The following is an 11,539-nucleotide window of genomic DNA, read 5'->3' on the forward strand; positions in this document are numbered from 1 at the left end:
TTCGCTGTATCCCACATTTACTACTGCCTCTTAATGAGGTGGCAGTATTGCTAAAAATCAGCAGGTCAGTACACTAGTAACATTTGCAGGAAGTGTTACCGGCATTGTAATAACTCCACCAAATCCAGTGATAAAGCCCGATGTAGCACATTTTGTGATTTGGTTTCTTAGCATTGCTTCACAAGCAAGTTCCTTAGTTTCATATTTGTTTAAATATTCCTCTGCCATATCTTCCACATTAGGGCTGACTTTAGGAATACCATTTAAACATTTATCATAGCAAGCATCTAAAATTTTCATTATATCTTCTTGCGATATTTTCCTTTTCCCATCATCTTTATTCATATAGACATCACTCTCTTCAAATAATTATTATCAGTTTAAATTCGATTAAAATTTCCTGTTTCGATCGAATTGATCATAGCACTTTTTGAAAAAATCATTTATTCAACCTTCTCGGAAAATTCACGAATATAGTCTTCCGTCTTTTCCATGATCTCTCTCATAATCTCCAGATCCCGTAGCGTTTCCCCGGTCTCCATGGAATGATTGGCGTGCTCCGTCAGATAAAGAGGAATCTTTCTTTTCTCACATTCACTGACAATGACTTCCGTCTTCGCCCAGTCATCTCCGGTTCCGTGAAAAACAATTCCTTCCGTCCCGATGGCCTGAAATGACGCCTCCACCGGGGTATAATAGACATGTCCGGCTCCGATCCGGTTTATGGCATCATAGGACGCCGCCAAAGCGGTCCCGATACTCTTGGACAAAAACAGTACTTTATCATAAGAACCAAAGTCGATTCCGGAAAGCTGTCCGGTTATCTTTTCAAGCGCCTGTTCGTAGGCAGCATACATTTTCTTTGCGTCTCCCTTGATGCCCGACGGAAGTTTCCCGTAATCTGCGCAGACAATCTCATATCCGTACCGTCCGACAATCTTTCTGCTGTAATATAAAAGCGGCTTGTCCGCATGATATCCGACTCCTGGAAATACTACTGCTATCTTCTTCATCGTTTCCTCTCCTTTATTCCAATTTTCCTGTTTCTCTCTCATGTTCTACGGACGCTTTTTGTATCAGCTCTTCCAGAGACTTCACAAACCGTTCATCATCCTCTGCCGTTCTTTTCTTCGGCCCCTTCAGGTGATTCTTTTTGGAAGCTCTTCTTGCTTTTCCGGCAAGATGCCGTTCCATCAACATCTGGTCAATATTATCATTCGTGTACCACCTGCCGGACTGATGGATGCAAAAAGCCCCTTTTCCAAGAGCCATTGCCGCCACTCCATAGTCCTGCGTCACCACCAGATCCCCTTTTTTGCACAATCCGATCAGTGCAAAATCCACAGCATCCGCTCCGGAACCAATCACCTTCACTTCACTATACTCTGACTTCAATACATGATTCGTATCGCAAAGCAACGTCACAGACACACTGTATTTCTTTGCGGTCTCTTCCACTATCCTGACTACAGGGCAGGCATCCGCATCTACATAAATCCGCATCCATTCATCCTCCTATAAAGGAAACTGTTCTTTCGGGAACGTATAACGCGGAAGTCCCTTGCTGTGTTTCCCATATTCAATCGCTTCCGCCGGACATTTGCAGATGCAGGCCATGCAGTGCGTACATTGATCTCCCCATACCGGACGCCCATGATGGAACCGGATATTATTCATCGGACAGACTTTTGCACATTTTTCACAGGAAATGCAGTCTCCCGTTACATAAAACTTTTTAGCATGTACAAACAGTGGATAAAACACCTGATTGACCGGACCGCTGCTCAGTCTGTCCACCGGAGTGATTTTAGCCGGAGGAAACGGAAGCTTTTTCTGAATCCGCGAAACCGCCTCATCAATCCTTTTCTCCGCACGGCGGATAATTTTCACCGCCTCCTCTTTGTGCGGTGTCTGAAACAAGGCTATATAATTTTCCGGCATCACGATTTGCATACACCCCAGATACTGCATCTGTTTTCCCGCGCAAAGCTCCTGCAGATATTTCCCGGCATTTCCTGCATTTAATCCGCACGTCATAACAAAATAGATCTTCTTATTTCCTGAAAGTTCTGTTCTCTTTATCCATGCTTCCAGAATCCGCGGGATTCTCCACGCATAAGTAGGCGATACAATCACCCAGGGCCTGTCCGAATATACCTCTCTGCTGTCTCTGTTTTTCAGTCTGGAAAACAAATCCAGTACTTCATCCCCGACAGCCTTTCCAATTCTCTTTGCCACATACTCACTGTTTCCTGTTCCCGAAAAATATAAAATCACGTTTCTTTCCTCCTTCCATTCGTTGCTTCTTCCAACACGATTACAACTTTCCTGCAACGATCAGATACCGGTGAATGGTACCTTCTATTTTTCCGTCCCGTTCCAGATTATTCTGCATTTCAAGAAGATTTCCCATGCATTTTTCAACCGAAAAGCCCGGGAATTCCCATTCTATCACATGCGCAAACCATACAAACGCGCCTACGTCATAGAACACAATCGGACGGTATGCCTCTTCTGCCCGAAGAATCTGGAATCCTGCATCCTCAAAATCCTTTCTCTGCTCTTTCAGGTTCAAATGCGGAAACGGTTTCGGCGTCCCCGGAAGTACCTGCTCTACCAGATCCCGGTCATTGTCACCGCCTACCTGTTCTGTAATAAAAACGCCTCCGCTCTTTAAAAGCCGGTAAAGTTCCGGTGCATCAAAGTCGCCGTGACGGTTGATAATCAAATCAAAGCTCTCATCCGGATAAGGGATTTTCGCCGGATCCTGACACTCTTTAAAATGAATTCCCAAAGGCAGCAATGTTTCCCGGCACAGTTCCACATTCGGAGGGTATTCCTCCGTTGCGGATGTCTTCTGCCACGGATGTCCAAGCGAGAGCAGAAATTCTCCCCCGCCGGTGTCATAATCCAGAAGTTCTGCATCCCCGGTAAGATACTGATTTACAATCTCCCTGTAATTCCAGGGAAGATCCTTCTCTTCCTCGTACCGCCCATCAATATGCGAAAAATCCCACCCATGAATGTGCGCAAGATCTTCTTCCCGCTTCCAGATTGATTTCCAGTTCTCCATCAGCTTTTCCCTCCCTTGAAATATCGTTTCTTACTTTGCATACACAAAAGCGCCCATACAGGCGCTTTTGTATTCCAGACAGCGTTGCTGCTATCTCACTTCTATTTCTCCAGCTTCTCCATCAATTCCCGAATCTGATTCTGGAGCCTTGCATTTTCTTCTTCTTTTTCTTTTAAGGATGCTTCTGTCTCCCGCAGTCTGCTGTCTTTTTCCTGTAGCACAGTTTCTTTCTCTCGCAACACAGTTTCCTTTTCCTGCAGCACATTCTCTTTTTTCTGCAGATCTCCTTTAAGTCCGTCAATTTCTTCCTGCATCTCATCAATCATATACTGTACCGTGTTCCGATCCAGCTGCAACAATTCTTTTGAGAACATCTCCATCACCTTCTCTACATTCTGGCACAGTTCGTAGATCTCCTGATACATCTGTTTGAACTCCGGATATTCCTTCAAAAGTTCTGCAATCCTCCTCGGTTCATCTGTACTGAAAAACTCAAGCCATGCCTCCAGTCTGTTTCCTATACCTTTATTTTGCACAACATTCTGAAATACGTCAAGCGGAATGTATACATATTCCTGCAATAATTCCAGCTTGATTCCTGTATCTGATTTCTGGGAAAATTTATGAATATAATCATCCGGATATTCTTTAAATTCTTTTGGACTTTTCTCGTAGAGAACGATCGTGTACACCTTTTTCATATTTTTGTAACTGAAAGATTTTCCTCGTTCTCCTTTCACTCTCTTATACTGCCTGAGGAGCAGATCTGCTGAGTAGCAGGCACTTCTCTGACCTGAAAACAGATAGCCGAGTTTCTGTACCTCCACGTTTGCGATACTTTGATCTTCCAGCTCCACTACAATATCCATAATCACAAGAGAATGTTCGTCAGCAATCCGCACCGTATCATTGGGAAGTACTTTTAAAATCTTTACTTTCTTTTTCAGCACAAGTGATAGAAAATCCTCCAGCCGCTCCGGGGCTGTCTCGGGATTCAGAATCTCTTTAAAAAAGGAATCATAGAGAATCCGAAGCCCCCGGTTTCCTGTACAGACATCCAGAAATTCTTCCTGCTGCCCTTCGTTCCACTGCCGGAACATCTCAGAGAGTTTTTCGCTTTCGGAAATCTCCTCTAATACTTCTTTGCGCGTGCGTATGGTTGGAAAATACGTCTTTAAAATCGTTGCCATAACCATGTTCCTCCTTTTCTTTTTTCAGTTGTCATTTCGTTCATTTGCGGGTTTTATGACTCCGATGTGGAGTTTCCGAAAATGAGAATGCCTTTCGGCAAAAGAGATCTTCTTCTCTGATAAAAGAAGACAGAAACGGCAGTCAGAATGCCGCCAATATAGATAGTTTTACTGTAGCACAACGAGCTTCCGCAATCAAGAAAAAAAGCCTGCACAGAACAGCCATTCTGCGCAGGCTTTTTTCATCCAGGATAAAATTCTATAAGACGAGAGACGGTGCTGTATATACGCGGGCACCAAGTTCTCCGTCCAACATGTAAAGGGCTCTCGGATCGGATCCGAACAATTCATACTTCTTGATCAGATTTTCCGCATTGGTCTCTTCTTCTCCCTGTTCTTTTACAAACCAGTCAAGGAACTGCATCGTACGGAAGTCTTTTACCTGATTTGCCGCATCGTAAACATTGTGAATCAGTCCTGTTACATACTGTTCATGCTCATATCCTGCCCGAAGCGGATCTGCAAATGACTCGTATTTCTGATCCGGCTTGTCAATGGCCTCCAGAGTCACCTTGCATCCATTATTCTGTAAATATTTCAGAATCAGCATCGCATGGTCGCGCTCCTCCTGAGCCTGAATATTGTACCAGTTGGCAAAGCCGTCCAGTCCCTCTTCTGTATAATAATTTGCAAAATCCAGATATAAATAAGCGGAATAAAACTCCTTATTAATCTGAGTGTTCAGCAATTCTGCTACTTTTGCATCTAACATCTTCATTCCTCCTGCATTTTCCTTTTTTTGTACGACAACATATACCTAAATCGAGTTATAGCACCTTCCTGCCGCCATGTCAAGCGCACACTCTCACCGATCTGCTAACGTCCACAGCCTGATCCTGTTTGTCCGGCCAGCGTCGGGATTACCCCTCCCTGATCCATCTCGCCGCCTGAGGTGCATAGTAGGTAATTAACATTCCCGCACCGGCACGTTTCATGGCTGTCAGGCTTTCCATCACTACTGCTTTTTCATCAACCCAGCCATTCAGGGCCGCCGCCTTTATCATGGAATACTCTCCGCTGACACTGTAGGTGCATATCGGAAATTCAAATCTGTCACTGACTGTTTTTACGATATCCAGATAGGCCATCGCCGGTTTCACCATGATGATATCGGCCCCTTCTTCGATATCCAGCTGTGTCTCCACAATGGCCTCTTTTTTATTCCTCCAGTCCATCTGATATGTCTTTCTGTCCCCAAATGCCGGCGCAGAATCCGCCGCCTCCCGAAACGGTCCGTAAAAAGCCGACGCATACTTTACAGAGTAAGCCATGATGAGCGTATCCTCATATCCTGCCTCATCCAGTGAGCGGCGCATATGTCCGATCCGGCCGTCCATCATGTCAGACGGCGCTACGATATCCGCCCCTGCTCCTGCACAGGATACTGCCGCTTTTGATAAATATGCAAGTGTCTCGTCATTGAGGATTTTTCCATCCCGCACAATCCCGCAATGGCCGTGATCCGTATACTCGCACAGGCAAATGTCTGCAATACAGATCAGATCCGGGAAACATTCCTTTGCCATGCGAAGTGCGCTCTGAACCGCCCCATGTTCATCCCATGCGCCGCTGCCGCATGCATCCTTGTGATCCGGCACGCCGAAAAAGATCACCGAACGTATTCCGGTTTCCCACACTTCTTTCAAATGAATTTTCAGCATATCCACTGAATAACGGTAAATTCCCGGCATGGATGGAACCGGCTCCTTCACCTTTTCTCCTTCCACAACAAATACCGGGTAAATCAAATCTGTCACTCTAACATCTGTCTCATGAACCAGTTCACGGACAGCCGAAGATCTTCTTAATCTTCTTGGTCTTCTTATCAATTCCATCATTTAGCCTTTCTTTTTCCTGTCAAGTTCATTTTCCTACTTACTTCTGCCGCCATAAATGCGCGGTCCTGGTTTGATGCGGCAGTCTCCAGGGAATTATATAAACTTTTTCTCTATTCCAGAGTTCCAAGAGAAATCCGGTACTCGGTCTGCACATGGATCTTTCGTATCCCGCATCTTTGCTCCGGTTTCTTTTCGACATACACATGCTCTCTCACCGGATAAATCCGAATCGTCATCTGCTTTGGCCAGTCAAAATATTTCAGTCCGATCTGCCAGTCATTCCCTGTATAAAACCAGTCACCGCACAGTTCTCCGTCCATCCAGAGTTCGGCCCTGTCTCCGTCAAATCCTATAATAAGCCAGTAGTTTTCCGGAAAGTCTTTATCCGGATATTGAATGTTCATTTCATACTCCGTATAGTTCTGTCCTTCTGTTATCCTGCTGATTTCTGCTCCCGAATGCTTTTCTTCACATCGATACGATATTTTTTCTTCCGACGGCAGACAGCAGATCTGTCCATCCGGACTGTATGTGAGCAGATCGTACTTGTCTCCCGCCCGGCAGATACAACCTTCCGCCAGATACAATTTCCCGTTTATTTTCCAGGCATGTTCCGCCTGCTCCCGGGACAACGTTATGATTTTCGACTCATCTCCCCGTATCTGATGCCGAACCTTGCTTACATCATCTGCAAAGAATACCAGCCTCTCTCCCAACGTACAAAGAAGCTGTGCATTGGAAGTCTCGACAAGCAGACTGCCCCATGACAGATGATAAGGACAGCATCCATATGTTCCATTCTCCAGATCCATTGCCGGGAATGAAATTTTCTTTCCTTCTGTCTCCACTACGATTTTTTCTCCCGGATGTTCTTCCAGGACAGCATGTCTCTGATACTGGTTCCAGAACAGAAAACCGGATCCTGTTTTCTCATCATGGCGCAGCGCAGCGCGGACACTTGTCAGATCCTCAGGACGTCCGGCACTCCACTCCGGCAGAATGAACTCTGTTTCCGCCATCATGCTTCCGAACTCTTTCAGCATCAGATGATACGGCCGAAGGTGATAAAACACATCATGAATCCTTCCATACTCTCCGACCGGTGCCTGGAAATCATAGGAATATACCGGGAGATCATTTAAATAACCAGTATCTTTTGACTCCTGAAGCGTACTGTACCTTCCCTTTGGATTTGTCCCTCCATGGTACATATAATATCCCAGAAGACTGGCTCCGCTTCCAAGCTTGCAGATTACCATTGCACATGTGTCTTTTTTGTCCACCACAGGACGCCGGTGCATCGTTACCTGCACGCCTCCGCCCAGCTCTGCTGTAAAATATGGATATTTCTCCGTGTCATAAGTAAATTCCTGTTCCCGCTCCTTCTGCAGGTCACTGCCAATACTTCCATCATCCTTATTGTGAGAAAACAGATAATTCGCATTCAACGGCATCTCATGTATGTGCTGTTCCCATGGTGCATCGCAGTATCCTCCCAGGACAGGAAGCATCTCCCCTTCCGGGACAATCGCTCCGCCCCATCCTGTAGCCGTATAATACGGCACACGGAACCCGGCTTCTTTTGCCAGCTGTTTGATCGTCTTCATATGCCGGACTCCAGCCTCTCCGGTCAGACCTCCACAGTGTCCGTATTCATTTTCCACCTGAATACCAAGCACCGGCCCTCCCTGTTTCCAGAGAAAACCGTCCGTCTGCCCGTAAATTTTCTCGAAAAACCGCTTCACATAAGACAGGTAAAGCGGCTGATCTGTCCGCACTTCGATTCCCTCTTTCTGAATCAGCCAGTCCGGGAATCCTCCATTCCTGCACTCGCCATGACTCCATGGACCAATCCGCAGAAACACCGGCATTTCACACTTCCGGCAGATTTCCAGAAATTCCCGAAGGTTCCTTTGCCCTTCAAAATTCCATTCTCCTTCCTTTTCCTCATGGTGAATCCAAAACACATATGTAGCCAGAATCTGTACTTCTCCAGCTTTCATTTTTTCAATTTCTTCTTCCCAGAATTCGCTTCGGAACCTGGAAAAATGAAACTCTCCCATTACAGGAATCCACGGCCTGCCGTTCCTTGTCAGGTACCGGTCCGTCGCCCCCAAAGTCCTTTCCGGACAGGAAGGATCATCATAGCCAAACGGAAGCTTTTTCCTTTTCATATTCTTCCTCTCCTTATCACAAAATGTTATGAACTCCTCATTCTGTCCAGTATATCACATTTCAGACGAATAAAGCGGCGTTCTTTCTGTTTCTTTCCAGAAAAAAAGATCGGCATCCTCTTTCATTGATGATTCCGACCTTTTTTCTGGATTTAAGCCGATACGGCCGATGATTTTGATGCTCTCTTTCTGAGCAGTTCCTTTCCCGAAGTTACAACGATGGTCACGCCAAGGATCATCAGGAGAACCGCAACGATCAGCTGTAGTCCCTCGACCATAAATACGCCTTTTCCGTCAGAAAATGCCTTGACCAGCGAGATGAATCTCTGCACAAGGGCGGTAAATGTGACAACCAGCATAATCACAAATGGAGGTACCAGTGTCCTGAGTTCTCGACCTGTCACTTTCAGAAATACACACAGTGTAATCAGTACGAGAGCGCTCAGCAGCTGATTGGCGCTTCCAAACAACGGCCAGATATTCGAATAGCCGACCTGAGTCAGAATATAGCCAAATACCAGGGTAATCACCGTTGCGAAATATTTATTGCAGAGTACCTTTCTCCAGCCCTCCGCATGCTCCATATCATCCACACTGAACAGCTCCTGGAACGACATCCGTCCGATCCGCGCAACAGAATCCAGCGTTGTAAACGCAAGCGCTGATACACACATAGTCATGAAACTCTGCGCCACATAGACCGGAATGCCGAACATCTCAAGGAATCCGGCCACTCCTGAGGAAAAAATCTGGAACGGCGTGCCGGCCGCTGCTGTCCCGTCTGCTCCTGCCGCCGCACCGGCAACACAAAGAGCGATAACTGCCAGCAGACTTTCCAGGACCATTGCCCCGTATCCGACTTTCAGCATATCCTTCTCATTGGAAACCGTCTTGGATGAGGTACCGGAAGAAACCAGGCTGTGAAATCCGGATACTGCACCGCAGGCAACCGTTACAAACAGAATCGGGAACAGCGTTCCGAGATTCTCATTCTGAAACCCGGTAAATGCCGGAAGATTCATGGACGGATGAGCAAACAACAGACCCAGCACCGCTCCGGCGATCATTCCGATAAACATAAAGGTGGACATGTAGTCTCTTGGCTGCATGACAAACCACATCGGAAGCACTGCCGCCAGAAAGATGTAAAGGAATGCGATATATACCCACATTTCTTTCCCAAGAATTACCGGGAAATTCATTCCAAATACAAATGCAAGCACTGTGCAGACCAGTCCAAAGACCACTTCTTTCCATCCGGTCAGTTTCAGCTTATGCTGGCTCACTCCAAAGATCACCGCAAACAGGATGAAAAACAGAGAAATACTTCCCGCCGCTCCGTTTACAGTGGCATTCTCAGAAAGTGTCCTCACTCCGTCCGTCACAACATAGGCATTGAATGTATCCGCTACCATGTCCGCAAATGCCGCGATCACGATCAGACAGAACAGCCAGCAGAATCCAAGAAACAGCTTCCGTCCCGTCTTTCCAATATACTTCTCAATCAGCAGCCCCATGGATTTTCCATCATTTTTTACGCTCGCATAAAGCGCACCAAAGTCCGTGACAGCTCCAAAGAAGATTCCTCCGATGAGAATCCAGAGCAGCACCGGAAGCCACCCAAATGCTGCAGCCTGAATGGCCCCGGTTACAGGTCCTGCACCTGCGATGGAAGAAAACTGATGGGCAAAGACGGTCCACCCATCTGTCGGAACATAGTCCTGCCCGTCATTATGCAGAACTGCCGGCGTCTTCGCCTTCGGGTCGATTCCCCATTTCCTGGCAAGCCAGCGTCCGTACAGCGCATATGCCGCAATCAGACAGACCGCCGCCGCTAAAACAATTACCAGTGAGTTCATGATTTTCCACTCTCCTTTTCTATCAGGCCAAACGACCGGTTCCTTCCCTTTTGGAGGGTTCCGACCTGCGAATCAAGCGCAGCGGTAAAGAACAAAGTTTTAATTAAAATAAAAAAACGCCCTCTGACAGATTGCTCTGTCAGAAGACGAAACTTCTCTTCTCCGCGTTACCACTTCTGCTTACCGGACAACGTCCGGTCACTCTGTACTGTCGTCCGGACTAATCGTACGGATTAACAGCTTTCCCTCTAACGGTGGAACTCCGGTCCGGGCTACTCACTCACTTTTCACCCCGACTGCTTGCAGGGGATGGCTTCCTCGTCATGCTGTTTCCTCACACCAGCCGGAAACTCTCTGAAAGCATTGGTACACAGGAAGTCCTGTCCTGTTCTTCGCATTGGCTTTTTAATTTTGTTTTATTATAGCTCTTTTAAACAGATTGTCAATAGAAAAACCGAGTGCATTCTGTTTTTTCGTCAAACATGAATAAAATATTTTCTCTTCATCCTTGCAATTTGTGCATGATTTCATCACTTTAAAGTGTTTTCTCGGAAAAGTGCAGAATCCTTATTTATCTTTTCTTTCAGATCCAGCTGCGGCCCAAAAAAACACTGTAAAAACGAATCCCACAATGAAAAAGAGAATGAGAAAAATCTGTTCCCCTGATTCCATTCCCTCTAATCCCCCGTAATTCTGATAATCAAACAGCGTTAACAAAAGAAAATAAACGCCTCCCACAATCCCCTGTATAACCGGACTGGACATCCGAAACATTCTCTCCGGAATCTTCTTGTCCAGATAGACCGCACAGGCAAACGTGCCCACACAGACCAGCCCGCATAAAATCATCTCCCTCGTCGGCGGCAGCCACTCGCCGTCACCTTTCAGGACAAGGAGTAGCTGGAAGGCTGTAATAAAAGAAAACATTAAAATGTAAATGATAATCTGAAATCCATACAGCTGAGACCTGCCGACCGCCGTCATCAGCAGTTTCTCCGTCTCTTTCTGATACTGCTCCGTTTCGATCCGCTTGCCCGCCAGCAGCTCGCTCACACTGATATCCAGCTCCCTGCACAGGTCTTCCATAATATGGACGTCCGGAAACGCCTTTCCGTTTTCCCATTTGGAAACAGCACGGTCCGTTACATGGAGTTTCTCTCCCAGCTGCTTCTGTGTCAGCTGCTTTTTCTTTCTACATTCTGCTATAAATTTTCCAGTTTGATTCAGGTTCACCATAACTTCTGCCCCCTCTCTCTGAAGAAAGGATATAGGCGTTTGCGAAACGCCACAAGCCGCATAAATACGGCATTTTTTGCTTTTAAAAACAAATAACTCCTCACCTGAT

11 protein-coding genes are annotated in these 11,539 nt (G+C 46.3%); all 11 read right to left on the reverse strand.

The window, feature by feature from the left end; translation table 11 throughout:
- Nucleotides 1-57: 57 nt before the first annotated feature.
- The 11 genes from FGQ85_RS17540 to FGQ85_RS17590 all read right to left on the reverse strand — a co-directional run bounded on the left by FGQ85_RS17540 (nucleotide 58) and on the right by FGQ85_RS17590 (nucleotide 11,430).
- Nucleotides 58-345 (reverse strand): hypothetical protein, encoded by a 288-nt coding sequence (locus FGQ85_RS17540; protein ID WP_195481786.1) that lies wholly within the window; start codon nucleotides 343-345, stop codon nucleotides 58-60.
- Nucleotides 346-443: 98 nt separating this feature from the next.
- On the reverse strand, nucleotides 444-1,013 hold the full coding sequence (locus FGQ85_RS17545; RefSeq protein WP_138374102.1) for an alpha/beta hydrolase: 570 nt from the start codon (nucleotides 1,011-1,013) through the stop codon (nucleotides 444-446).
- A gap of 13 nt (nucleotides 1,014-1,026) precedes the next feature.
- A complete protein-coding gene (locus tag FGQ85_RS17550; protein ID WP_138374103.1) occupies nucleotides 1,027-1,503 on the reverse strand; it encodes a YaiI/YqxD family protein in 477 nt (158 codons plus the stop codon).
- A 12-nt stretch (nucleotides 1,504-1,515) separates the two neighbouring features.
- Nucleotides 1,516-2,277 carry an EFR1 family ferrodoxin gene (locus FGQ85_RS17555; RefSeq protein WP_087168962.1) on the reverse strand — a complete coding sequence of 254 codons (762 nt, stop codon included), beginning with the start codon at nucleotides 2,275-2,277 and terminating at the stop codon, nucleotides 1,516-1,518.
- A 40-nt stretch (nucleotides 2,278-2,317) separates the two neighbouring features.
- Nucleotides 2,318-3,073, reverse strand: a complete 756-nt coding sequence (locus FGQ85_RS17560; protein ID WP_138374104.1) for a class I SAM-dependent methyltransferase — start codon at nucleotides 3,071-3,073, stop codon at nucleotides 2,318-2,320.
- Between the two features lie 101 nt (nucleotides 3,074-3,174).
- Nucleotides 3,175-4,263 carry a PD-(D/E)XK nuclease family transposase gene (locus FGQ85_RS17565; protein WP_118636668.1) on the reverse strand — a complete coding sequence of 363 codons (1,089 nt, stop codon included), beginning with the start codon at nucleotides 4,261-4,263 and terminating at the stop codon, nucleotides 3,175-3,177.
- 259 nt (nucleotides 4,264-4,522) lie between these two features.
- The gene (locus tag FGQ85_RS17570; protein WP_087252151.1) at nucleotides 4,523-5,035 is read right to left on the reverse strand and encodes a ferritin; all 513 of its coding nucleotides are present in this window, start codon (nucleotides 5,033-5,035) and stop codon (nucleotides 4,523-4,525) included.
- Nucleotides 5,036-5,183: 148 nt separating this feature from the next.
- Nucleotides 5,184-6,158 (reverse strand): porphobilinogen synthase, encoded by a 975-nt coding sequence (hemB, locus tag FGQ85_RS17575; RefSeq protein ID WP_087252260.1) that lies wholly within the window; start codon nucleotides 6,156-6,158, stop codon nucleotides 5,184-5,186.
- Nucleotides 6,159-6,271: 113 nt separating this feature from the next.
- Entirely contained in the window at nucleotides 6,272-8,335 is a 2,064-nt protein-coding gene (locus FGQ85_RS17580; RefSeq protein WP_138374105.1) for a beta-galactosidase, read from the reverse strand.
- Between the two features lie 152 nt (nucleotides 8,336-8,487).
- Nucleotides 8,488-10,194, reverse strand: coding sequence for a carbon starvation protein A (locus tag FGQ85_RS17585; protein ID WP_138374106.1), 1,707 nt, complete (start codon nucleotides 10,192-10,194; stop codon nucleotides 8,488-8,490).
- Nucleotides 10,195-10,761: 567 nt separating this feature from the next.
- Nucleotides 10,762-11,430, reverse strand: coding sequence for a helix-turn-helix transcriptional regulator (locus tag FGQ85_RS17590; protein ID WP_207738758.1), 669 nt, complete (start codon nucleotides 11,428-11,430; stop codon nucleotides 10,762-10,764).
- Between the last annotated feature and the right edge of the window lie 109 nt (nucleotides 11,431-11,539).

Source organism: Pseudoflavonifractor sp. BSD2780061688st1 E11, from assembly GCF_005844125.1.
GTDB classification, from domain to species: domain Bacteria; phylum Bacillota; class Clostridia; order Lachnospirales; family Lachnospiraceae; genus Sellimonas; species Sellimonas catena.